The organism is Paenibacillus sp. FSL R7-0333 (assembly GCF_038000365.1).
GTDB classification, from domain to species: Bacteria; Bacillota; Bacilli; order Paenibacillales; family Paenibacillaceae; genus Paenibacillus_AQ; species Paenibacillus_AQ silagei.
This window is the reverse complement of sequence record NZ_JBBOBZ010000001.1, coordinates 131,629-154,449: the sequence shown is the minus strand read 5'-3', so window position 1 is coordinate 154,449 and position 22,821 is coordinate 131,629. Positions and strand designations below refer to the sequence as shown.

Here is a 22,821-nt window from a genome sequence, read left to right as displayed (position 1 = left end):
TATACATTCTTATTTTGAGAAAAGCAACAGCCCGTCCCGCTCTTGCCAGCCGATACCGGTCCAGAAGCTGCGGCCAAGGGCATTATCTTCGATCACCATGAGATGGCATTTAGTGATGCCTGCTTCCCGCAGTTCCGCGAGGCAACGCCTCACCAGCTCACGGCCTGCACCGCTTCCCCGGCTGCTGCTGTCAACAGCCACATGATACATATAGCCTCTGCGTCCGTCATGCCCGCACATCGCTGTGCCCATAAGGGTACCGTCCTCCTTCACGCATACCTGGCTGATCCCCGGATTCCGCTCCAGATAACGGATAATATGCTCACGTGAGTCGGCTTCACTGAGGCCCATTCCGTCCGTATTCTCCCACAACCGGTAAGCCGCCTCGTAATCGTCCCCTATCATTGCTCTATATATCATGCATTCTCCCCATTTCTATGTTTATGACTCCACTTCACGCCGCACGCTTTTCTGGGCGCATGCATACCCATATACGGAAGAGCTGAGCAGGCAAGGAGGAGTAACCGCCGATGAACCCCATGTATCCTTATTATGATGACAAAACGGTCTCCCATGTGCAGCCTGTCGCTTTTCCCCCTCAGCACCAGGACCGCCAGCCGGGACTTGAGAGCGTAATGCAGCTGGCTCCCTCGGAGGAGCAACCATCCACCAAGGGCGCTATCGTCTCCCGGTCCGGTATGGACGCCGCTGATTCCCGTCAGCTTCTCTGCGGAGGAGGTCAGTGTCTTCGGTACTGAGACTCCGTTCAAGACACAGCCTTACGAACTGGCAGGAGCCTATGTCTACCTGGCCAGCGATGATGCTTCTTATGTAACAGACACCTGCATTCATGTTAACGGCGGAGACATGGTTACCAGCTGATCCATGTCCAGGCTTCAGCCGGTCACTCCGGCCTTGTTCATTCCCAACCCGAAAGGATGTATAGCGATGAATCAACACAAGGATTTCAACCTGCCTTCTGTCCGCCTGAATGCGGGCATGTATGCTCTAACCAAGCTGTCGGCCGCCGGATTGACCTTCATCCTGATCTCCCTGTTCATGCTGATCCATGGCTATGAGAACGGAATTCCGTCCGGCTGGCCGGTGTCGGTGCCTTATGCCATCTACGCCTACGGCCTACCGGCTGCCATCCTGGCCGATGCGCTGCTGCGCCTGTTGCGCTCCACCTCGCTCAGCCCGGCGCTGGCCCTGTACGCCATTGCCGGCTATGGCGCCGGCCTGTGGCTCGCTGCGGAGCAGGGCGGCGACTCCCTTGTCTCCGGCCTTACCGGACTCGCCATCCTGCTGCTGTTCCGCATCGCCCAGATCGCGGGCGAACGCTTCCCGATCCTGCTTCCCTTCTTCGCTCTGTTCATTCCGCTGGTCTGTCTGATCTTGTTCTGACCTGGCGGGGTCAGACGGGGCGGAGAATGGGGCAGGGCCGGGATGGCGGGTAAGGCTGGATACAGGGCTGGATGGGATCGGTATTCGGAAACCGCAAACCCTTCTCACGGCACATTGTGTTCGGTTTTCCGCATACATTGGGACCACACGCCTCCGTCAGGCCCAATGTGGTCGGTTTTTCGACTATATTTGGACCATACGTCTCCGTCACGCCCAATGTGGTCGGTTTTTCGATTACATTGGGACCACACGCCTCCGTCAGGCCCAATGTGGTCGGTTTTTCGACTATATTTGGACCATACGTCTCCGTCACGGCCAATGTGGTCGGTTTTTCGATTACATTGGGACCACACGTCTCCATCAGGCCCAATATGATCGGTTTTTCGACTACATTGGGCCCGATGCCCTCGCGCTGGCACATTGCGTTAACTCTTATCGTCCGGTGCATCGCGCTCAATAGGATGCCCGAAGCAAACAATTGGAGAAATGTGTCTTATTTCATCCGTTTCTGCCGTTTACAGGCAGGCAAGTGGAAAAGCTCCAACTAATAAAGTTAGTTTTGTCGCCTGGGGTGAAATGTGCTAAATTAAGTGCCGTCTATCCAACTAACGTCCCGCCAGAACTCATCCGCTCATCAGCAGGTGGACAAAATCCACCTGTTATCCGCTAAAGCAGACAGCAGACTAACATAGACTTTGAACTCCAAGCAGCCCGTGTGTCAGAGCGAGCAAGAGCTTGAAACTGTTAATAAAATATCGCCGGAGGGCTGGCGCTGTTGGTTGGAGACATCAAACCCGGTGCTTACATTTACAGCGCCTCGATAATATCCCCGGCGATCAGGGCAGCAGGATGGTCCCGCTTCCGGGCAGCACGTTCTCCAGCCAGCCCGTGTAGATAGACTCCGAACGCGGCGGCCTGATCCGCCTCCAGGCCCTGGGCCAGCAGACCGGAGATGATGCCTGTCAGCACATCGCCCGCACCGCCGGTACCCATACCGGGATGCCCGGTGATATTGATATAGGCCTGCCCTTCGGGCGTTGCTATTACGGTATGTGCTCCTTTGAGCACAAGGATTACCCCATGCTGAACGGCGTAGGACAATGCTATTCCGATCCGGTCCCGCTGCACCTCCGCTGTAGATATCCCCGCCAGACGGGCCATCTCCCCCGGATGCGGGGTCAGAATAACCGGATGGCGGCGGCTCCAGCTCCGGTAACCGGTATCGGCCAGTATATTCAGCGCATCCGCATCGATAACCATAGGACCGTCCATCTCCTCCCATAGTCTGCGGAGCCACTCCGTGTCTCCTTCGAACCGGCCCAGGCCGGGGCCGATAGCTATACAATCGCGGCTGGTGCTCAGCCGCAGCACTTCAGCGGCCGTACCCGCATTCCACTCCCCGTCACCTCCGGTGACCGGGGCCAGCATCAGCTCCGGTACGGAACCGATCACACAGGGCAGCAGCTTCTCCGGCAGCGCCCAGGTTACCAGCCCGCAGCCTGCGCGCAGTGCAGCGCGGGCAGACAACAGGCCTGCACCGCTCATGCGCAGGCTTCCTGCTGCAAGCAGGACATGCCCGTAGGTGCCCTTGTGGCCCTCGGGCGAACGGCGGCGCGCCAGGTCAACCTTCAGGCGCGCCGTCAGTACTTCCGGCGTCAGGAGGCTGACCTGGACGCCGCCCTCCCGGGCAAGGGCAGCGGGTATGCCGATGGAGCGGACCACGACCCGCCCGGCGGCCTGCGCGCCGGGATATTGCAGCAGCCCCCGCTTCAGGAACGCGAGGCAGACGGTCACTGACGCATGAATGCAGGGCTCATGCGTCTCCCCCGTGTCCGCATCCAGCCCGCTGGGGATGTCTGCGGACACTATGGCTCTGCCGCTGGCGTTCGCAGCGGCAATCAGCTCCGCATAGGCACCGCGCGGGGCTCCCGCGCTGCCTGTGCCGAGCAGCGCATCCACGATGCCGCTGCATGCGGCAAGGTCCAGGGCGTCCCTGCCGTAGACTACGGCAGGAATGCCCATAGCTGCAGCGGCATCACGCTGCAGTGCGGCTTCGCCGGCCAGCGACTCCGGCGCGGCCGCGTACACCAGCGTGACGGCGATGCCGGCCTCACGCAGGTGCCTGGCGGCGGCGAGGCCATCGCCGCCGTTATTGCCCTTGCCGGCGAGGACGAGCCAATGCTCTCCGCCGGCAGTGGCAAACGTCAGCGCTGCATCTCCGCCGACGGAGAAGCCCCCAGCGTCAGCGCCGAATCCAGGCGCCCCGCGCCCGCTTGACGCATCCACCACGTCACCAGTTGCCGCCGCTCCGTTCCGCATCATTCCGCCACCTGTCGTTCCCGCTCCTTCCCACTGCACTCCACCACCTGATATTCCCGCTCCGTTTCTCCACGCTCCACCTCCAGCCGTGCCGAACCCATCACTCCGTGCACCATCAACACTCGCTCCCGCTCCAGGTACTTTGCTAACTGGCACTCCCGCTTCACTACCCTGCACTCCACCTCGAGCCGTGCCTGCCCCAACATGCCGGGCTTCACCACCAACTACACCTGCCCCGTTCCACCGTGCTTCGTCACCCAGCACTCCCGCTTCATCACTCCGCACTCCACCTCCAGCCGTACCCGTTCCATCCCACTTCGCTCCACCTCCAGCCGCTCCCGCTCCAGCCCCCCACATCCCACCACCAGGCACACCAGCTTCACTTGCCCGGCGGCGGCATAGGGCGATGACCTCCTCGGCAATGGCCCGTCCCGCATTTTCCATCAGGGCGATGGCCGGGATGCCCAGCCGCTCGATCGTGTCGCGGTCGAATGCCCGCATCTCCTCCGCTGTCACCACATCCATTGGTCCAGACCTCCTTCATAGTTGCTTCGATTGTACTAAGTCCCGTTTCAGCAAGCAAATAACTCAGGTAGCTCATGGCAGCCAACGAGCAACAAGCCCCCAGAACAACAAAAAGCCCTCCCCGCTACGAAGAGGACTTCTATGTTAGATAGGTAATGATCCCAACTATTTAGTCCTGAGGATCAGATAAGCATACTTGCATCGATAGTTGCATTCCATACACCTAAAAACACTTAAAAACAAAGCCCTCCTCTTCTAACTGTAGTTTGTACAACTAAATCTGCCCGATTGGGGAGAATCCCGGCACAGCGGCATTTTTAAATGTACAGACTGCAACTACACGGATAATCAGCGGAAAATCAGGCGTTTTAGTTGTACAGAGTGCGATTAAACCTGCCGCCGACTCTACCTCTGCCTTTTCACCTTCCGCCTCCGCGTATCCCCCCATCAATACCCTACAGTAAACCTGGCTCTGCTGAAATTGCCTTCCTCCAGCTCATCGATGACCGCCACGGCAAAATCCTGGATGCTGATGCTGCTCCGGCCGTCTTCGTCTACAATCAGCCGGTCAAGGCCGATGCGGAATTGGCCGGTACGGCGCCCGTCTACCAGAGCGGCAGGCGGACTAAGATATGTATAGTCCAGCTCCGACCCTCTATAGATCTCATAGGCATTAGCATGAGCCGAAGCCAGCGCGCGGTAGTCCTCCGGGAATCCGGCGGTGTCCATCAGCCATTCTCCCGATTCCGTCTTGAGGCTGCCTGCTCCGCCGACAATGATCAGACGCTCAAGCCCAGCCGCCCGCAGCCCCTCCAGCAGTGAATCCGCCACCCGCAGCAGATCATTCTCATGCCCTGCCGCCGGACCGAAAGCACTGATTACCTCCTCATGTCCGCGCACGGCTGCCGTTACCGAGGCCGGGTCCAGCAGATCAGCAGCCGTCACCTGCAGCCGCTCATGCTGAAGGCTGAAGGCTTCAGGTCTGCGTACCGCAGCCGTGACCTCATGTTTTCTTTTTAACGCTTCCTGTACGATGGCACTTCCAACCCTGCCCGATGCTCCAAACACTACAATATCCATTCTCCCGCTGCCTCACTTTCCTAATCTGCTATCCTTTAGCATTACACGAATTCACACGATTTATCGCCGCAGGAACATTCCCTGTGAAGCAGGCATTACCGGCTCGAATCCGTATTTGGCATACAGCTTGGCCGCTTCCCCGTCAGCAATGAGACTGATATATGCCTTCTCCGGCACACTGTCCAGGAATGCGCGGATTTCCCCCATGATGATTTTTCCGAGACCCCGTCCCTGGAAGGAAGGCTTCACTGCGATATCCGTCACTTGAAAAAAACATCCCCCGTCCCCAATAACCCTGCCCATTCCCACCAGCAGCTCGCCCGCATACACAGTAACTGCAAAAGCAGAATTAGGCAGTCCGGCTGCCGCCCCCTCTATGCTCATCGGACTAAGCCCGGCTTCCTGCCGCAGTGCGATATAATCCTCTACTGAGGGCAACTCCTGCCGGATCTCCGGCTGTGCTGAATTTGTCATGCTACTCCTCCTATTTACTGCAATCTGCAAGCATAACCCGCCTGCTATACTGATACCAATATATATGTATTTGTTCAAAATTGAAACGCCCCGCCTCCTCCGGCGTACAATAACTCAAAACACAGAACTTGCTCTCTGCAGACGGGCAGGTTATTCTTACCCCGTGTCCTTGGGTAAACTGTGGATAGACAAGCAACACTACTATTTTGGAAGGTTGGTGAAGTAATTATGTCTCCTACAGGGAAACTGTTTAAATGGGGAACTTTCGCTTATGAGGCTTTTCTGGCGCTGCCGATTATCGGGGGAAGCTTTGTGGTGGCAAATGCCTGGGCGCCGCTAGGAATCGCTTTTCTGCTGCATGCTGTAGCCATAATCATTCTGCTGAGAGAGCGCGGTCCGATTATCGGGAATGCAGTGGGCGTGGTCACCTCGGTGGTTGCCCTGATTCCTTTTGTCGGCTGGGTGATGCATGCCATTACCGCAATTATTCTGCTCGTAGAAGGGCTGAGCGGATCACGGCGCAATCCACGATACTGAAATTCAACACACTAATCAGTGAACAAGGAGTACACTACCAACTATGATTAAAGGATTATACGAAGCCCATTTACCCGTTTCTAATCTGGAAGCATCTATTGAATTCTATAAAAGGCTGGGACTGAAATTCGCCTGGCGCGATGAGGACACCGCGTTCTTCTGGATTACAGAGGGGCGGAGCTGGATCGGATTATGGGAAGGGCCGGAGGTTCAGACCCCTTATCACCCTTCCCTGAGGCATATTGCCTTCGAAGTCACTTATGAGGACCTGAAGCAATCGCTCGCCTGGCTGCGTTCCCTACAGATTGACCCGGTTCCTTTCGGCAGCAGAAGCACGGTTGAGCCTTTTATCCGCCCCCATCAAGGCAATGCCTCGGTTTACTTCAATGATCCGGACGGCAACTCTCTGGAGCTGATGTGTCATATCGAAGTCCCTCAGGGGTTGAAGACGATCACAAGCAAGCTGTCTTTTGAGGAGTGGGAGGAGCTGTGCAGGAAGTCCAGCGATTAGTTCCAGCAGCCATGCTGAGAGGAACGTGCCAGGGAAACCGGCTGCCTCAGCAACATGCAGTTGTGACAACAGCATCTAATATCAGTAATTTTTAGAATACCCTGCTTCACCAAAAGAGACCTTCAATGGGGTAACCCGTCGAAGGTCTTTCTGTATTATCCTCGTCCCCCTGCACGGGTATCGGTCCGCCGGCTTCCGGTCTCTCCACTACCACGTGAATTTGCTGTGCTGTTCTCGAAACGTTTGCGCTCCGTGCGCTCCATCTGTACGATTTGGCCTTCATGCACTACGATGTGCAAGGAGCCGAATTCCATATCGTCGAGCAGTTCCGTTATCCGCGCAAGCCATACCTCATCCACCTTCAGTGGTTTCGCCATTCGCAAGCCTCCCTTTCCCGGTTAGGGAATAACTCTGCCTAAATCCCGTTATTACCACCTTGTATACTATGAATTAACTTAGCACGGCACCCAATAGCTGTCAATGAGCATTTTTGCGTACAAGCAGGCTTTTTACAACCATCGTCACCAGTGCCAGCAGGAGCAGCAGAGAAGCCACCGCGAAGGATGCCGAGAACTGATATTCGTTGTACAAAATTTCGACATGCAGCGGCAACGTATTCGTCTCCCCGCGAATATGCCCGGACACCACCGAGACGGCCCCGAACTCACCCATGGCCCGTGCATTACAGAGAATAATGCCATAGAGCAGGCCCCACTTGATATTCGGCAGCGTTACGCGCCAGAAGATCTGCCACCCGTGCGCACCGAGCGTAATCGCAGCCTCCTCCTCCTGTGTGCCCTGCTCCTCCATCAGCGGAATCAGCTCGCGGGCGACGAACGGGAACGTGATAAACAGCGTAGCCAGCACGATGCCCGGCAGGGCGAAGACGATTTTGATATCATGGTCGCTTAACCAGGGGCCGAACCAGCCGTGCGAGCCGAACACCAGAATGAAGATCAGCCCGCCAATCACCGGTGATACGGCAAAAGGCAGATCGATCAGCGTCACCAGAAAGCCCTTGCCGCGAAAACGGAACTTGGTTACCGCCCACGCCGCCGTTACCCCAAAGACCGTATTCAGCGGAACCGTAATGGCGGCGACCAGCAGCGTCAGCTTCAGCGCCGAGGCGGCATCCGGGTCGGTCAATGCGGCCCAGTAGACATCCAGCCCCCGCTTCAGCGACTCCACCAGCACAATAATCAGCGGCAGCGCAATCAGCCAGAGCAGGACCAGTCCGGCCAGGGAGATGAGCACCCATTTCACCGCTTGGGACTCTGTGGTAGAGGGCGATGACGCGCCTGTACGCGGCCCGGGGACATGCAGGGGAACCGTACCGGCCATATTTATTCCTCCTAAAGGTTTTGTTGGTATATGCATCCTGATTCCGCTCCTAACAAAACTCGCTTCGGAAGCATACGCTTAAGTTTTATGAAGCCCTACTTCATCGATTAACTTCGCAATAAAACTCGCTTCGGAAGCTTAAGCTTAAGTTTTGTTAGTATATGCATCCTGAATTCGCTCCAGACAAAACTCGCTTCGGAAGCATACGCTTAAGTTTTATGAAGCATACCCGTTCTCTCTTATCGCGAGCTCCTCCGCGCCCAGTGCTGAAGGCTGTTGATGACCAGCAGCATCAGGAAGGAGAGCAGCAGCAGAATCAGGGCCACAGCGGTGGCTCCGGCGTAATCGAACTGCTCCAGCTTGGACATGATCAGCAGCGGGGCGATCTCTGTGCGCATCGGCATATTGCCGGAGATGAACACGACAGAGCCGTACTCGCCGATGCCCCGGGCGAACGCCAGGGCGAAGCCCGTAAGCAGCGGCGGGAGCAGCTCGGGCAGGACAATCCGCAGGAAGGTGCGCCCGCGGCCTGCCCCGAGCGTAGCAGCGGCTTCCTCCATGTCCCTGTCCAGATCCTCCAGCACCGGCTGCACCGTGCGGACGACAAAGGGAATGCCGATGAACATCAGCGCCAGCGTGATGCCCAGCGGTGTGAAGGCAACCTTGAAGCCCAGCGGCGTCAGCAGGGAGCCGATCCAGCCGTTCTGGGAATAGAGGGCGGTCAGCGATACGCCCGCCACGGCTGTAGGGAGCGCGAACGGCAGGTCGATCAGGGCGTCGAAGATTCTTTTGCCGGGGAATTCATACCGCACCAGCACCCAGGCCAGCAGCAGTCCCAGACCAACATTGATCAGGGCCGCAGCGCCCGCCGTACTCAGACTGACACGGTAGGAGGCCAGGACGCGGGCATCCGTAGCCACATCCCAGAATTTCGCCCAGCTCAGCCCCGTTGAATTAAAGAGCAGCGCGGACAGCGGCAGCAGGACCACAAGACTCAGATACAGCACGCTGAATCCCATCGTAATCCCGAACCCCGGCAGCAGCCTGCGCCGTGACACCGTCCTTGCAGCAGCTTTGGTCGTGACATTCATCTGCCCATTCATCCTTTCCTGCCTTCGGCATATGGCCGATCAGCCTCTGGCGGAATTCCGCCTGTCAGTATGGTCTTGCCGCTTCTGCATCATCGTTCACGAACTCCGCTGTCAGCTGCCCGGTACGTAGATTTTGTCGAAAATCCCACCGTCATTGAAATGCTTCGCCTGCGTCTCCTTCCAGGTTCCGAATTTATCCGCCAGGGTGAACAGCTTGATCTCCGGGAATTGATCCTTGAACTCGGCCTTTACGCTATCCAGTGTCGGACGGTAATAGTTCTCGGCAGCAATCTTCTGGCCTTCCTCGGTGTAGAGATATTTCAGATAGGCATCTGCTACCTCGCGCGTTCCTCTTTTATCGACGACCTTATCCACCACAGCAACCGGCGGCTCAGCCAGAATACTCTCTGACGGATTCACAATCTCGAATTTGTCCGGACCCAGCTCCTTGATGGACAGATACGCCTCATTCTCCCAGGCGATCAATACATCTCCGATGCCGCGTTCCACGAAGGTAGTGGTCGAGCCGCGGGCGCCGGTGTCCAGGACAGGTACATTCTTGAACAGCTTTTGCACGAATTCCTGCGCCTTGGCTTCATCATTATTATTGTGGTCCAGCGCATAGCCCCAGGCAGCCAGGTAGTTCCAGCGGGCACCGCCGGAGGTCTTGGGGTTAGGAGTGATGACCTCTACGCCTTCCTTCAGCAGATCCGGCCAATCCTTGATGCCTTTCGGGTTGCCTTTGCGGACCAGGAAGACGATGGTGGAGGTATACGGGGAGCTGTTATGCTCATATTTACTCTGCCAGTCCGCGCCAATCAAGCCAGCTTCCTGAAGCGCATCAATGTCATACCCGAGCGCCAGCGTAACGACATCCGCCTCCAGGCCATCCAGCACCGCCCGGCTCTGCTTGCCCGATCCGCCATGTGATTGCTTGACTGTTACCTTCTGGCCGGTCTCCTGCTCCCAGTAGGCGGCGAAGGCTTTGTTATAGTTCTCATACAGCTCACGCGTTGGATCGTAGGATACATTCAGCAGCTCGACCGGTTCCTTTGACTGTGTCTGGGCAGCTTCCGTTGCGGCCGGAGAATTTGCAGCCGCTTCTGTGGGGGCCGGGGCCGCTGTTCCGGCACCCGCACTGTTCCCTGTATTGCTGTTCCCGCAAGCCGTAAGCCCTGCCGTCAATATCAATGCAACCCCGGCGAGAAGCCCCTTCTTGATCCCTTTTGTCATCTTAGTCCACTCCCCCATAATAGTCTTGTAACAAGCAATAGACGCAGGAAAGCCCGCTTGCGGCAAGTCAAACCGGTCTTGTAGACACGTATCTGCGAGCCTGAAGCAGGCGTTCCTCCGTCTGTACGGTAAGAACTTATTCAATTATTCCTACCCATTTAGTAGGTTATACAGATATAATACTGAACGCTTCCCGCGCTGTCAAACCTTTTTTTCACTTTGAATGAAAGACAGTTACCGATGGACCCAGGACAGGAAGTGGCTTCCGTTCCTGTAAGACCCACTTGTTATTGTTGCCCCAAAGTAATATCATTGCTACATCTTATTGAGCGAAAATAGAGCGAATTCATATAAATAGAAACGGCAGCGCAGTTTCTATTATTGCCGCTTACACCGGGGGAAATAATCATGGGAATGGATTTGGAGTATGGCCCCGCGCCGCAGGGACCGCGGCTGCACAGGCGTGTACTCAGAGAACTGGGCAGACGTATCCTGGAAACGTACAGGTATGATACTACTTTATGGAGGACTGCGCTGAGCGGTCCTTGGATTCTATGTATTCTGGCTTTTACTATAGCTGTCATGGGTATCCCTACCGGCCTCGGGAGCGCAGCAGATATCATGCTGGCAGCCGGTGCGGGAACACTTGTTATGGCACTGTCCTGCAATCTGCTGGCTGTGCTGCTCTCCTTAACCGGACTGCGGCTTCCGCATCTGTTCGCAGGCTCTTTACTCAGCACCTATGGGGCTGTACTGCTGATTCTGTATTTTTCCGATCTGGAGCTTGGAGCTGCAGCCGTTATCGCCTGTATCGCAGCCTTGGCCTGCGGGATAGGGGGACTAGCGGCCGGTCTGCTGCGGACCCGGAGAATGTTCACCGGTGGTCTGCTGGCAGCGGCACTCTTCCTCTCCCCCTTCGCACTGGCCTATGGCTATGGGACGGGAAGCAGCCCGGTACCTGTACCCTCGCTTCAGAGTCTGGCGGCGGATGGACAGGTGCTTCCCGTAACGGCGGACGATCCCGCCCAGCCGGGCGTCTATGAGTTCCACACCTTCACCTATGGCAGCGGCAAGGATCTGCAGCGCAAGGCGTATGGCAAGGATGTCCTGCTAGCCTCTGCTTCCGTGGATGCTACTGAATATATCTCTTCCTGGCCCGTGCTGCGGACCCTGTTCTGGGGGTTCGATCCCGCTTCCCTCCCGCTGAATGCCAGAGTGTGGATGCCGGATGGGGACGGGCCTTATCCGCTGGTGCTCATGGTCCATGGCAACCATATGATGGAGGACTTCTCCGAGGACGGCTATGCCTATCTTGGTGAATTACTGGCCAGCCGGGGCTTCATCGCGGTCACCCTGGATGAGAATTTCCTGAATTATTCGGCCTGGTCGGGTATTCCGGACAACGACTTCAAGGCACGGACCTGGATGATTCTGAAGCATCTGCAGCAGATCGGCAGCTTCGCGGAGCAGCCTGGCACCCCCTTTTACCAGAAGGTTGATTATGACTCTGTTGCACTGCTTGGCCACAGCCGCGGCGGCCAGGCCGCAGCCATGGCTGCGGATGCATCGCTCTGGTTCAGCAGCGATCCTGTTCTGGACGCTATTCAGCAGTTCCATATTACTTCAGTCATTGCCCTGGCTCCTACGGATAAAATGATCGACAGCAAGCAGGCCCGTCTAACCGATGTGAGCTATCTGACACTCCAGGGCGCCCGTGACGGCGATGTACATGATTTCTACGGGGACCGTCAATATATGCGCTCTTCCTACACCGGCAATACCCCTGGCTTCAAAAGCTCGCTCTATATTGCCGACGCTAATCACAGCCAGTTCAATACGGACTGGGGGCTATATGACCAGACGCTGCCTACCGGCCTGTTCCTGAAGCGCTCCCGGATCATGGACGGGGAAGAGCAGCGGAGAATCGCCAAGGTCTATGTCTCTGCCTTCCTGGAGACCACCCTGCACGGGAGGAGCGAGTACCGGCAATTGTTCCGCGATTACCGCAGCGGTGCCCGGTGGCTGCCGGATACCGCCTACTATAACCGCTTCCAGAGCGGGGCCTATATCACGGTGGCGGACTATGATGAAGACCGCAACCGGGGCGCCGTCCAAGGCGGGACCGTCTCTGCTACTACGGGGCTTCACTGGAGCGAAGAGGCCGCGAAGGACCGCGAACGGAACAACAAGCCCTCTTACGGTATTCTGCTGGAGCGCAGTAGCAGCCCTGATCAGGAGCATACGGATGCCGAGGCCGCTTACAGCATTAGGCTTAGCGACACGCTGACTCAGACGCTTGCGGAATCTCCTGCCGTAGAGGGACTGACCTTCTCCCTGGCGAACCATAACTCCGATCCTAACCAGGACGGCGATGCTGAACCGCTGCCGGAAACTGAGCTCTCCCCGGAGGTAGAGGTGGAGCTGACCGACAGTAAGGACACCGCCGCAAGAATCCCCCTGGACGAGGTGATGGATATTCTGCCGCTGCCGCAGACTGAGTTTACGCTTAGTCCATGGCTGGAGGAGCGGATCAGTGACGGCAAATTCGGCAACCGCTCGGAAGCCGTCTACCAGACGTACAAGCTGCCCTTCGAGCTGTTCCTTGAGGAAGAGCCCGAGCTTGATCCGGATAGCCTGACAGACATCACCTTTTATCTGCAAGGGACAGAAGACAAGATTATGCTGGACGACATCGGCTTCTATGAGCGGGAGGACCCGCTGACAGGAGTGAATTAACCGGACATCATTCTATTTATCTGTAGAAAAAATAACAACAGCCCAAATTGCCCCCTGTCGCCTTATTCCGGCTAACAGGGGGCTTTGCTGTTCCTGCACAGAGATGCTTGTCCAGGTTAGTCCAAGGCTACAAGGCAGACAGGTGCCGGCACTTCCAGCTCATTGCCGGTAGGGATCAGCCGTCCGGTCTCACTGTCTATGCGGAATGAGGCAATATTGCCGCTGTTCTGGTTAGCAGCGAGCAGCATGCCGCCGATCAGAGCGAAGTTACGCGGTGTCCGTCCTCCGGAAGTCACCCAGTCCTCCGCTTCCAGCAGACCCGTAGCCTTATCAATATGGAACAGTGCGATGCTGTCATGCCCACGGTTGGATACGTAGAGGTAGCGTCCGCATGGTGATACATGGATATCTGCAGCCGTATCATCACTTCCGGCGGTATAATGCTCCGGGAGACTGCTGATACTCTGCAGGAGCTTCAGATTGCCCTGAGGCTCATCATTGGCGAACAGGGTAACCGTATTGTTCAGTTCATTAACCAGATAGATCCATTGCCGCGAAGGATGAACCGCCAGATGGCGCGGTCCTGAGCCTGGAGGAAGCTCTACCTCCCGGTGAGTGACCAGCTTCCCGTCCTCCACACGATAGAACACGATCTGGTCGAGACCGAGATCACAGACCAGCACATGATCCCCCGTCTTGTCCGGAATCACGGAATGGGGATGGGGGGCATCCTGACGGTCGCTGCGGATTCCCGAGCCCTCATGCTTCACCTGGGAGGACATCTCCTGTAATGACCCGTCCTCTTTCAGCGGGAACACATTGACATTCCCTCCCGTATAGTTAGACACGGCTATGTAGTCTCCCTTCGGAGCCACCGAGACATAGCAGGGCGCGCCGCCCCCGGTCGCTCTGCTGCCCAGCGGATGCAGCGCTTTGCTGCCGGGATCAATGGCGTAGGCATGAACCTCACCCTCATCCTGCTCACTCACAGCATATAATACCGTCTGCGCCGCATTAACCGCCAGATAGGAAGGGTTCTGGATCCCCCGGGTACCGCCCATAACCCTCATTTCTCCGCTCTCCTTATCCAGCGCACCGAGCAGTATGGCCTCTCTCTCCTCACTGTTGTACGTTCCAATATAGAATAATACTTCATTAGGCTGGTGCATGGCAGCGGCTCCTTTATTGTATAGTATATAAGCTTATATACCCTGTACACCCCTATACTCACTCAGCGGGTGAACCATAAATTCACTATAACATCTTTATGTACCCACTGCGTTATCAGGGTTAAACAGCATAATTTTGGACAGACTGGAATACTAAATAAATGTGTGCCGGCAAAATTTAACACTGGTTTAAACGCTGTGCATAAGGTTAATAGTAACCATCGAAGACAACAAACACAAAAGGAGCTGAGAGTTAATGAGTTTACTATGGATGTTGATTGTTGGTGGCGTAATTGGTTGGCTGGCCGGGTTGATTATGGGTAGAGACATTCCAGGCGGAATTATCGGCAACATTATCGCTGGTATTCTCGGTTCATGGCTCGGCGGCATGCTGCTGGGAAGCTGGGGACCTAAGATCAGCGACTACTATGTCTTCCCTTCACTGATCGGTGCTGTGGTTCTGATCTTTATCGTAAGCCTGATTCTGCGTTCGGTTGGCGGACGTAGCCGTTCTTAAGCTCTATGGCAGCATGCTTTAACGAAGCTGCTGTACTATACTTAGCAAGCAGACCCGCCGGGGTTAGACTCTGGCGGGTTTGCTGTGTGCTTCAGACAGATCACCCGCATGAGAGCAGGCTGCGCATCATTAATGAAATCCGTTCATTATCTGCTATAATGAAGTAAATAGTGACCGATATCACAGAGGAGGAACGTGAATTATGGGTAACATCAACCCCTCACTTCTGCATGTGGGCTCCACGCTGGGAGCTGTATTCATGGCGCTGATGGTGATTTTTATCCGCATGAAGGCCAGCGCCCGCCCGGTAACCATCCGCAAAATATGGATTCCGCCGCTTGGCATGTCCACCGGCTTCGCCATGTTCGTCGTACCGGAAGTGCGCTTCCCCTGGTGGTGGGCGGTAGCGGCTTTCCTGGTCGGCTGGTTTATTTTTGCCTACCCGCTAATCCGCAGTACGCGGTTCGAAGAACGTGAAGGGCTGATCTATGCCCAGCGCTCCAAGAGCTTCGCCTTCATTCTGCTTGGACTGCTGCTGGTCCGCACCCTGCTCCATGAATTCATCAACCGGTATGTCTCTGTTCCGCAATCCGGCGGATTATTCTTCATTCTGGCCTTCGGCATGATCCTCCACTGGAGACTGTTCATGTATAAGCACTATACCGGAATGCTGCCTGCCGAGCCGCAGATTCCGCAACCCCGGGTCTAGGGTGAGGCCGGGATGGATTATATAATTATGTACAAGGGGGTGTCCCCGGCAGCCGTTGGGATGACTGCCGGGAACACCCTTTCCTTCTGTCTTCCCAAATGCCCATCAGCTGCATATTATAATTCATAAGAACCCTGATACTCTAACCTTTCATGTGAATTATGGCCAAATAACGGACGGGTGCGGCGGGCATTTTCGGTGCGATGTCAGGTAACTTGCGATGAGATCAGTTAGAATAGTACCATACTTGTAGAGAGTGGGGACTGGGCAATTGAAAAGTAAATCGAGAAAAGTGGCAATCGTCGGCTCCGGCATGGTCGGCTCAAGCGTTGCCTATTCCATGGTGAATCAAGCCATATGCGATGAGATCATGATGATCGACCGCACCTACGACCGCGCCATGGCACAAGCGCTTGATCTCTCGCACTGCATGGACTTCACCGGAACACGCACCAAGGTCTATGCCGGCACCGCCAGTGACTGTGCGGGGATGGATGTCGTCATTCTGACGGCAGGCGCCAATCCCAAGCCGGGGCAGACCCGGCTGGATGTACTGGATGCCGCTGCTGTAATTACCCGGGAGATTATCACCGAGATTATGGCAGGCGGCTTCGATGGGATCTTCGTCGTCGCTGCGAACCCTGTAGATATTGTCACTTATATGGTCTGGCAGATCTCCGGCCTGCCGCGGCACCGGGTAATCGGCACTGGCACCTCCATCGACTCTTCCCGGCTGAAAACACTGCTGTCGGAGGTGTTCACGATTGATCCGCGCAGCGTCAACGGCTACGCCCTTGGCGAGCACGGGGAGTCGCAGTTCGTAGCCTGGTCCCATGTGACCATCGGCGGCAAGCCGATTCTGCAGATTATGGAGCAACACCGCGAGCGCTTCAGCAGCCTGGACCTTATGGATATCGCCCGCAAGACGAAGGATGCCGGCTGGGAGATTTTTACGCGCAAGGGCTCGACTCACTTCGGGATCGGCAGTGCCCTCGCTTATATCACCCGCTCCATTCTGAATGACGAGCACAAAATCATCGCCGTCTCCGCCATCCTGGACGGGGAATACGGACAAAGCGGCGTATGCGCCGGAGTTCCGGCCATTATCGGCAGCAGCGGTATTCAGGAATTGCTGGAGCTGAACCTCAGCGATACAGAGATGGCTAAATTCACCGACTCCTGCAATATCATCCGCGCGGGAATTGATAGCCTCACGCTGGAGGAGCAGCACTAAGCTTAACAGCACAGCCTATACCGCAAACACCCCTCTGCTTCACACAGTAACCTGTGGGGCAGAGGGGTGTTTGCGATGATTTTACCTGATATTATTGAAACTTCTCGATCTCGCTGCGCAATTCGCTCATCAGCTGGTTGAGGGATTCGGCTGAGGTGACAACCTGGCCCATCAGATTCCGCTGCTCGGTGGAGGCCTCAGCCACCATCTCGGCGCTCTCGGCAGAATCTCTGGCAATAATCAGCATATCGGAGATGGAGGCTGTAATCTCCTCTGTCCCGGCGGACATCTGCTCATTGACGGCAGAGACGTCCTGAATTTGAACCGATACCTCACGGATGGACGAGCGGATATGGTCGAAGGAGGTGCCTACGTTTTGCATTTTACCCATCCCGTCGCCGATCTCAGCAATGCTCTTCTCCATAGAGACCTCGGCCGCTCTGGTGGATTCCTGAATCTGACGGATCAGCTCCACAATGTTCACAATGGCACTGTTCGTGCGCTCCGCCAGCTTCTTCACTTCATTCGCCACCACGCCGAACCCGCGCCCGTGCTCGCCTGCTCTGGCCGCTTCAATCGACGCATTGAGAGATAACAGCCCCGTCTGATTGGAGATTTCGGAGATTACGTCAACAATCTCGCCAATCTGTTCGGATTGAATGCTCAGATTGCTGATCAGAGCCGAGGTCTCCTCCGCTGCGCCGCTAATTACAGTCATTTGCTTAAGTGTGGATTGAATCTCCACATATCCGTTCTCGACCTCCGTGCTGACCGTCTCCGCTTGGTCGGACACATTAACAGAGGATTCCGCAATCCGCTGCAGCCCGATCGCCATCTCCTCCGTAGCTCTGGCCGCCTGCTCCGAGCCTTTGAACTGCTCGCCCATTCCCTGGGCGACTTCCTGGACGACCGTCTCGATCTCAGCCGACGTATTCGAGGTCTGATTGGCATACTTCAGCACACTTTCTGCCGAGACAGCAACCTGCGCCACGGTAGCATCGATTTTGCCGACAATGCCGGACAATGATCCGATCATATCATTAATGCTCTGGCTCATCTGGCCGATCTCATCACCCGAGCGCACGGTTACCCGTTCGCTGAGATAGCCGTCCGCTACTTTCTTCATCACCCCGGAGATTGCCACAATCGGCTTCACAATCAGACGGGTCAGATACAAGGCCAAGGCAATGACCGCCAGAATGATGATTACAATGAACAGTGTGGTTATCCGCTGGGCTGAGGTGACTTTGGCGGTAATCTCGCTTTTGGGAACCGTAATCAGCAGCTTCCAGTCTGTGCCCGGGACGGTACGGAAATAGGTAATCACCTGCTTGCCGTCCTCTCCCTTATAAACTTCCGAGCCTGCTTCCTTGCCGAGAATATGCTCTACGGCCTGCTTCATCTCTGTGGTCTTCGCGTAATCCGCGATATTCTTGCCGATCCGCTCGGTCTCGGAGTAGGCGTAATAATCACCCTTGCCCGAGATCACGTATCCGTAGCCGGTATCGCCCACGTGGATGTTTTTGCCCATCTCCATCAGAATGTCCGGTGTCACCGAGAAGGCGATGCCGCCGCCAAACTGCTTGTCCTTGTCCACTACGGGAACGAATACCGGGATAATATATTTACTGAGCTGCTCCAGATAAGACATCTCCGCTACCGCCGGGGCAAGACTCTTCTTGGCCTGCATGAAATATGCCGATTGGCCTACATCCGCCGTAAGCTTAAGGGAATTAGCCAGAATACCTTGCTTGTTAATGACACTGTAGCCTTCGGACTGCGTATCGCTCTCTTCCAGTACCTTGACCACGGGAAAAATAGTATCTGGTCTTGCGGTATCGAATTCAGGATGCTGCGCAATCAGCTCCTGAACCGCAGATGTCCGCGTATTCAGCCACTCTACGATCCGTGTGGTGTTCATCTCCAGAATATTCTGGGCCAGCTCCTCACTGTCGTCTCTGGTTACACCCCCGAAGTACTGCATGAAAAAAATCGTGACGCCGAGCAAAGGTACAATAGCAATTGCCAAAATAACAAGCGAATACTTGCTTTGCAGCGATAATGATTTTCCATTCTTTGCATTCATTTTCATTTTTGACCGTACACTTCCCTCATTCACCGCAAAATCCCCCTAGAAACCCATTCTGGTCTTCCATATGCTGTAAATATATATATTGATATATCGGCATAAATAGACAAAAAACATAATACATACAATAAAAATAAGCCTTAAGACCCAAAAATTAGGATCATTAAGGCTTATACTTTTCATAATTATTTCATTATGGATTCATCTTACACGATTATACCGATTTCGGCGGCTGTAAGGCGCGCATGCTGTTCAGTACAGCGAGTACAGTAACTCCGACATCTGAGAATACGGCCTCCCACATCGTGGCAATTCCGAACGCTCCCAGCAGCAGGAAGACCGCTTTGACTCCCAGCGCAAAAGCAATGTTCTGCCAGACAATGGTCCGCGTCCGTTTGGCGATCCCGATGGCGGAAGCGATTTTGGAAGGCTCATCCGTCATGATTACAATATCCGCTGCCTCAATGGCCGCATCCGAGCCAAGTCCGCCCATGGCAATCCCGACATCCGCTCTGGCCAGCACCGGAGTATCATTAATCCCGTCCCCGACAAAAATGATCTTCTCCTTCGGTCCCTTTTCCCGCTCCAGCTGTTCAATCGCCGCGACCTTATCTCCCGGCAGCAGCTCTGCATGAATCTCCTGAATGCCCAGCTGTCTGCCGACAGACTCGGCCACCGGCGCGGCGTCACCAGTCAGCATAACCGTCTTGTGGATTCCCAGTGCATTCAGAGCCTGAATGGCCTTAAGCGAATCGTCCTTCACTTCATCTGCAATGACGAGATAGCCTGCGTAGCGCTTATCTACAGCAATATGAACGATCGTCCCGTACTCCTGCGGGGTTACGCTGGCGATCCCTTCACGCTCCATCAGCCGCGCATTCCCGGCCAGCACTGCCTTCCCCTCCACGGTAACGGCGATGCCGTGGCCGGAAATTTCGTTATAGCCGGTAATGGCTTCACCCGGAATAGCTTCTCCATAGGCTGCACGGATGGATTCCGCAATCGGATGGCTGGAGTGGCTCTCCGCATAAGCCGCTACCCGCAGCAGCTCCTGCTCGGTGAAGCCTTCCGCCGGTACATTGCCGGTTACCGTGAACTGGCCTTTGGTCAAGGTTCCTGTCTTATCGAACACAACGATCTTCACATCATTCAAGGCTTCCAGATAGTTGCTGCCCTTCACCAGAATCCCGTTCTTCGACGCGGCACCGATCCCGCCGAAGAACCCGAGGGGAATCGACACTACAAGCGCACAAGGGCAAGAGATAACGAGAAAGACCAGTGCACGGTAGATCCAGTCGGAGAAGGTAGCTCCGCTCAGAACCAGCGGCGGAACCACTGCCAGCAGCAGCGCTGTTATGACTACGACCGGCGTATAGGCACGGGCGAATTTGGTGATGAAATTCTCTGTCTTTGCTTTGTTGTTCGTAGCATTCTGGACCAGCTCCAGAATCTGCGAGACTGCGGATTCACCGAAGTCCTTGGTCACTTCAATGGTAATCACGCCATTGCGGTTAATGAATCCGCTGAGTACCTGGCTGCCCGGCTGTGTCGAGCGGGGTACCGATTCTCCGGTCAGCGCCGAGGTATCCATCATCGCACTGCCCTCCAGAATGATCCCGTCCAGCGGAACCTTCTCGCCGGGCTTAACTACGATGCTGTCTCCTACTCTAACCTCTTCGGGGGACACCTTGCGCAGATTACTGCCTTCCTTCAGATAGGCGAACTCCGGCCGGATATCCATCAGCGCTGTAATCGAACGGCGTGAACGGTTCACCGCCATCCCCTGGAACAGCTCCCCTACTTGATAGAAGAGCATAACCGCAACGCCTTCGGGATATTCGCCGATGGCGAAGGCGCCGATGGTCGCAAGCGCCATCAGGAAGTTCTCATCGAACACCTGGCCCCTTACAATATTCCGGGCAGCGGCGAGGACGACCTCTCCGCCGACAATCAGATAGGCTGCGAGGAAGATCAGCAGCTCGGTGATCCCGCTGACCGGCAGGAACATCCCGGCCGCAGCCAGAATGGCACCGCCGCCCAGACGCATCAGGATGCGGCGCGTATCGCCCTCCCCATGCTCATGGCTGTGTCCGTGGCCATGTGATTCCTCCTGGCTGTGGTTATGCTTAGCAGCATGTGAATGCTGGTGCCCTTCTCCATGGGCATGCTCATGACCGTGCGGTTCGCCGTGGGTATGAACATGACCCTGTCCTTGAACCGCTACGCCGCGTACCTGAGCTGCCCCCTCCGCAGACAACGGCTTCTTGACCGCCCGTGAAGCTGGAACTGCCCGCGGCTTCACATGCGGCTCCAGCTTGGTTACCGTATGCTCAGCCTGCTTCGCGATCTCATCCGCAGCAGCAGCTGTTGTCTCCAGTGTCATGGTCTTCGTCGCGAAGTTGACGGAGCAGGAGGACACGCCTTCAATCTTCTTGACCTTATTCTCGATCTTCATAGCGCAGTTCGCGCAGTCCAGCCCATCCAGGACCCACTTGCGCTTCACATTGTCTTCTACCGTACTCAAATGACTCATCTCCCTTGATCGTCCCTATATATGAGTATTTGTTCATATGTTAACTTACACCTATTATATTCCCCTGAATCATGCAGTGTCAATGCATTCAGCCCACAGATTGTGGCTAATTATGTACTGTGAAGAATCTGGATGCCGATGGAGTTATTTTGGACAAACTATTCTTCATCTATATAAAAAAGCTTGTAATTTGTCTGAGCTGGCCATAATATTAACATATGAGCAATCGTTCATATGTTAATTGAAAAGGAGTCCTACCTAATGAACAATTCCAAAACCGATTCACATGCTCATTCGCACTCTGGAGCACACGCTGGATCACATACTCATTCGCACTCTGGCGGGCATTCGCATTCCCACTCCCATTCACATGCGCATTCCCACGCACCGGATAATAAGAAAGGCCTGCTGATCGCCTTAATTATCACCGGCGGTATTATGTTCCTTGAATTCTTCGGCGGCCTGTTCACCGGGAGCCTGGCTCTCTTGTCCGACTCGGGGCATATGCTCAGCGATACCGCCTCCCTTGCCCTTAGCCTTGTGGCCATGATTATCGCGGTGAAACCGGCATCCTCCAAGAACTCCTACGGCTTCCACCGGTTTGAGATTATGGCGGCTTTGTTCAACGGGGTGACCCTGTTTGTAATCTCCGGATTCATTATGTATGAAGCTTTCCAGCGCTTCTCCGCCCCTCCGGCGGTAGCCAGCGGAACGATGATGCTGATTGCCAGTGTCGGACTGCTGGCCAATCTCGTCAGCGCCTGGTCACTGATGCGCAAAAGCGGGGCTAAAGACAATATCAATATCCGCAGCGCTTACCTGCATGTAATCAGCGATGCTCTCGGCTCCGTCGGCGCGCTGGCGGCTGGACTGATTATGAACCTGTTCTCCTGGTATGTTGCAGACCCTATCATCAGTGTGCTGGTCGCCCTGCTCATCCTGCGCAGCGCCTGGGGCGTCATCAAGCAGGCCTTCCATATCCTTATGGAAGGAACTCCGCTTAGCGTGAATGCCGAAGAGGTCGAAAAGGCGCTACTTCAAATTGAAGGGGTTCAGGATGTGCATGACCTGCATATCTGGACCATCACCTCCGGCCTGGATGCTCTCAGCGGTCATCTGCTGATCAAAGACGGGGTGAATACAGAGCAGGTGCTGCAGCAGGCACTTAAATTAGTGGAAGAGAATTTCGGCATCCAGCACTCCACACTGCAAATTGAGAATTCTGCTGTGAAGCACGGTCACCTTCCGGTCTGAGGAAGAGGTGGAAGCGGGTAAGGGAGAATGAGAGAGTCCGAGGAAAATCTAACGATTCTGTATGC

Annotated in this window: 20 protein-coding genes and 1 pseudogene; 10 read left to right on the top strand and 11 right to left on the bottom strand. The window is 55.5% G+C overall.

Translation table 11 applies throughout. The features are described from left to right. Positions 1 to 9 precede the first annotated feature (9 nt). Positions 10 to 420 (bottom strand): GNAT family N-acetyltransferase, encoded by a 411-nt coding sequence (locus MKY86_RS00650; RefSeq protein ID WP_076083393.1) that lies wholly within the window; start codon positions 418 to 420, stop codon positions 10 to 12. A gap of 110 nt (positions 421 to 530) precedes the next feature. Here MKY86_RS00650 and MKY86_RS00645 point away from each other — a divergent pair, with 110 nt between their 5' ends. The 3 genes and pseudogenes from MKY86_RS00645 (at position 531) to MKY86_RS00635 (ending at position 1,404) form a co-directional block, all read left to right on the top strand. After that, on the top strand, positions 531 to 758 hold the full coding sequence (locus MKY86_RS00645; RefSeq protein ID WP_076083396.1) for a hypothetical protein: 228 nt from the start codon (positions 531 to 533) through the stop codon (positions 756 to 758). Further along, positions 685 to 882 (top strand): annotated as a pseudogene (locus tag MKY86_RS00640) (SDR family oxidoreductase); the annotation flags it as partial. The gene MKY86_RS00645 and the pseudogene MKY86_RS00640, both read left to right, overlap by 74 nt. 66 nt (positions 883 to 948) lie before the next feature. After that, positions 949 to 1,404, top strand: a complete 456-nt coding sequence (locus MKY86_RS00635; RefSeq protein ID WP_076083399.1) for a hypothetical protein — start codon at positions 949 to 951, stop codon at positions 1,402 to 1,404. 807 nt (positions 1,405 to 2,211) lie between these two features. Here MKY86_RS00635 and MKY86_RS00630 read toward each other — a convergent pair. From MKY86_RS00630 to MKY86_RS00620, 3 genes are all read right to left on the bottom strand, one after another. Further along, positions 2,212 to 4,248 carry an NAD(P)H-hydrate dehydratase gene (locus MKY86_RS00630; protein WP_340825621.1) on the bottom strand — a complete coding sequence of 679 codons (2,037 nt, stop codon included), beginning with the start codon at positions 4,246 to 4,248 and terminating at the stop codon, positions 2,212 to 2,214. A 447-nt stretch (positions 4,249 to 4,695) separates the two neighbouring features. Then, complete coding sequence (locus MKY86_RS00625; protein ID WP_036732742.1) at positions 4,696 to 5,328, bottom strand: NAD(P)-dependent oxidoreductase; 633 nt, start codon at positions 5,326 to 5,328, stop codon at positions 4,696 to 4,698. Positions 5,329 to 5,388: 60 nt separating this feature from the next. Beyond that, the gene (locus MKY86_RS00620; protein WP_076083408.1) at positions 5,389 to 5,802 is read right to left on the bottom strand and encodes a GNAT family N-acetyltransferase; all 414 of its coding nucleotides are present in this window, start codon (positions 5,800 to 5,802) and stop codon (positions 5,389 to 5,391) included. A 228-nt stretch (positions 5,803 to 6,030) separates the two neighbouring features. Between MKY86_RS00620 and MKY86_RS00615 the strand changes: the two genes are divergently transcribed. Both MKY86_RS00615 and MKY86_RS00610 read left to right on the top strand, forming a co-directional pair. Continuing rightward, positions 6,031 to 6,339 carry a hypothetical protein gene (locus MKY86_RS00615; RefSeq protein ID WP_036732747.1) on the top strand — a complete coding sequence of 103 codons (309 nt, stop codon included), beginning with the start codon at positions 6,031 to 6,033 and terminating at the stop codon, positions 6,337 to 6,339. Between the two features lie 43 nt (positions 6,340 to 6,382). Continuing rightward, positions 6,383 to 6,850 (top strand): VOC family protein, encoded by a 468-nt coding sequence (locus MKY86_RS00610; RefSeq protein WP_036732749.1) that lies wholly within the window; start codon positions 6,383 to 6,385, stop codon positions 6,848 to 6,850. A gap of 155 nt (positions 6,851 to 7,005) precedes the next feature. Here MKY86_RS00610 and MKY86_RS00605 read toward each other — a convergent pair whose 3' ends face one another. The 4 genes from MKY86_RS00605 to MKY86_RS00590 all read right to left on the bottom strand — a co-directional run bounded on the left by MKY86_RS00605 (position 7,006) and on the right by MKY86_RS00590 (position 10,515). Continuing rightward, positions 7,006 to 7,227 carry a YezD family protein gene (locus MKY86_RS00605; RefSeq protein ID WP_036732753.1) on the bottom strand — a complete coding sequence of 74 codons (222 nt, stop codon included), beginning with the start codon at positions 7,225 to 7,227 and terminating at the stop codon, positions 7,006 to 7,008. A 100-nt stretch (positions 7,228 to 7,327) separates the two neighbouring features. Then, on the bottom strand, positions 7,328 to 8,191 hold the full coding sequence (gene cysW, locus MKY86_RS00600; RefSeq protein WP_076083413.1) for a sulfate ABC transporter permease subunit CysW: 864 nt from the start codon (positions 8,189 to 8,191) through the stop codon (positions 7,328 to 7,330). Positions 8,192 to 8,430: 239 nt separating this feature from the next. Beyond that, on the bottom strand, positions 8,431 to 9,282 hold the full coding sequence (gene cysT, locus MKY86_RS00595; RefSeq protein ID WP_051478705.1) for a sulfate ABC transporter permease subunit CysT: 852 nt from the start codon (positions 9,280 to 9,282) through the stop codon (positions 8,431 to 8,433). 111 nt (positions 9,283 to 9,393) lie between these two features. After that, a complete protein-coding gene (locus MKY86_RS00590) occupies positions 9,394 to 10,515 on the bottom strand; it encodes a sulfate ABC transporter substrate-binding protein (protein ID WP_076083417.1) in 1,122 nt (373 codons plus the stop codon). Between the two features lie 408 nt (positions 10,516 to 10,923). Here MKY86_RS00590 and MKY86_RS00585 point away from each other — a divergent pair, with 408 nt between their 5' ends. Further along, the gene (locus MKY86_RS00585) at positions 10,924 to 13,251 is read left to right on the top strand and encodes a poly(ethylene terephthalate) hydrolase family protein (RefSeq protein WP_076083421.1); all 2,328 of its coding nucleotides are present in this window, start codon (positions 10,924 to 10,926) and stop codon (positions 13,249 to 13,251) included. 116 nt (positions 13,252 to 13,367) lie between these two features. Here the strand turns inward: MKY86_RS00585 and MKY86_RS00580 are convergent, their stop codons facing one another. After that, entirely contained in the window at positions 13,368 to 14,420 is a 1,053-nt protein-coding gene (locus MKY86_RS00580) for a lactonase family protein (RefSeq protein ID WP_076083424.1), read from the bottom strand. Positions 14,421 to 14,676: 256 nt separating this feature from the next. Here MKY86_RS00580 and MKY86_RS00575 point away from each other — a divergent pair, with 256 nt between their 5' ends. The 3 genes from MKY86_RS00575 to MKY86_RS00565 all read left to right on the top strand — a co-directional run bounded on the left by MKY86_RS00575 (position 14,677) and on the right by MKY86_RS00565 (position 16,880). Next, positions 14,677 to 14,937, top strand: a complete 261-nt coding sequence (locus MKY86_RS00575) for a GlsB/YeaQ/YmgE family stress response membrane protein (RefSeq protein ID WP_036732764.1) — start codon at positions 14,677 to 14,679, stop codon at positions 14,935 to 14,937. 202 nt (positions 14,938 to 15,139) lie between these two features. Beyond that, positions 15,140 to 15,646: a CcdC family protein gene (locus tag MKY86_RS00570; protein WP_036732774.1), complete on the top strand. Its 507-nt coding sequence runs from the start codon at positions 15,140 to 15,142 to the stop codon at positions 15,644 to 15,646. 271 nt (positions 15,647 to 15,917) lie between these two features. Continuing rightward, on the top strand, positions 15,918 to 16,880 hold the full coding sequence (locus tag MKY86_RS00565; RefSeq protein WP_036732776.1) for an L-lactate dehydrogenase: 963 nt from the start codon (positions 15,918 to 15,920) through the stop codon (positions 16,878 to 16,880). A 91-nt stretch (positions 16,881 to 16,971) separates the two neighbouring features. Here the strand turns inward: MKY86_RS00565 and MKY86_RS00560 are convergent, their stop codons facing one another. Beyond that, complete coding sequence (locus MKY86_RS00560) at positions 16,972 to 18,999, bottom strand: methyl-accepting chemotaxis protein (protein WP_340825605.1); 2,028 nt, start codon at positions 18,997 to 18,999, stop codon at positions 16,972 to 16,974. 184 nt (positions 19,000 to 19,183) lie between these two features. Then, complete coding sequence (locus tag MKY86_RS00555; RefSeq protein ID WP_143803849.1) at positions 19,184 to 21,493, bottom strand: heavy metal translocating P-type ATPase; 2,310 nt, start codon at positions 21,491 to 21,493, stop codon at positions 19,184 to 19,186. A gap of 270 nt (positions 21,494 to 21,763) precedes the next feature. Here MKY86_RS00555 and MKY86_RS00550 point away from each other — a divergent pair, with 270 nt between their 5' ends. After that, positions 21,764 to 22,756: a cation diffusion facilitator family transporter gene (locus tag MKY86_RS00550; protein ID WP_076083430.1), complete on the top strand. Its 993-nt coding sequence runs from the start codon at positions 21,764 to 21,766 to the stop codon at positions 22,754 to 22,756. The last annotated feature ends 65 nt before the right edge of the window (positions 22,757 to 22,821 follow it).

Bases quoted from the DNA above. Each gene is read 5' to 3' on its own strand.
- MKY86_RS00575 (WP_036732764.1), top strand. From the start codon at position 14,677: ATGAGTTTACTATGGATGTTGATTGTTGGTGGCGTAATTGGTTGGCTG.
- MKY86_RS00585 (WP_076083421.1), top strand. From the start codon at position 10,924: ATGGGAATGGATTTGGAGTATGGCCCCGCGCCGCAGGGACCGCGGCTG.
- MKY86_RS00590 (WP_076083417.1), bottom strand. From the start codon at position 10,515: ATGACAAAAGGGATCAAGAAGGGGCTTCTCGCCGGGGTTGCATTGATA.
- MKY86_RS00620 (WP_076083408.1), bottom strand. From the start codon at position 5,802: ATGACAAATTCAGCACAGCCGGAGATCCGGCAGGAGTTGCCCTCAGTA.
- MKY86_RS00550 (WP_076083430.1), top strand. From the start codon at position 21,764: ATGAACAATTCCAAAACCGATTCACATGCTCATTCGCACTCTGGAGCA.
- MKY86_RS00570 (WP_036732774.1), top strand. From the start codon at position 15,140: ATGGGTAACATCAACCCCTCACTTCTGCATGTGGGCTCCACGCTGGGA.
- MKY86_RS00625 (WP_036732742.1), bottom strand. From the start codon at position 5,328: ATGGATATTGTAGTGTTTGGAGCATCGGGCAGGGTTGGAAGTGCCATC.
- MKY86_RS00615 (WP_036732747.1), top strand. From the start codon at position 6,031: ATGTCTCCTACAGGGAAACTGTTTAAATGGGGAACTTTCGCTTATGAG.
- MKY86_RS00635 (WP_076083399.1), top strand. From the start codon at position 949: ATGAATCAACACAAGGATTTCAACCTGCCTTCTGTCCGCCTGAATGCG.
- MKY86_RS00630 (WP_340825621.1), bottom strand. From the start codon at position 4,248: ATGGATGTGGTGACAGCGGAGGAGATGCGGGCATTCGACCGCGACACG.
- cysW (WP_076083413.1), bottom strand. From the start codon at position 8,191: ATGGCCGGTACGGTTCCCCTGCATGTCCCCGGGCCGCGTACAGGCGCG.
- MKY86_RS00645 (WP_076083396.1), top strand. From the start codon at position 531: ATGAACCCCATGTATCCTTATTATGATGACAAAACGGTCTCCCATGTG.
- MKY86_RS00650 (WP_076083393.1), bottom strand. From the start codon at position 420: ATGATATATAGAGCAATGATAGGGGACGATTACGAGGCGGCTTACCGG.
- MKY86_RS00610 (WP_036732749.1), top strand. From the start codon at position 6,383: ATGATTAAAGGATTATACGAAGCCCATTTACCCGTTTCTAATCTGGAA.
- MKY86_RS00580 (WP_076083424.1), bottom strand. From the start codon at position 14,420: ATGCACCAGCCTAATGAAGTATTATTCTATATTGGAACGTACAACAGT.
- cysT (WP_051478705.1), bottom strand. From the start codon at position 9,282: ATGAATGTCACGACCAAAGCTGCTGCAAGGACGGTGTCACGGCGCAGG.
- MKY86_RS00605 (WP_036732753.1), bottom strand. From the start codon at position 7,227: ATGGCGAAACCACTGAAGGTGGATGAGGTATGGCTTGCGCGGATAACG.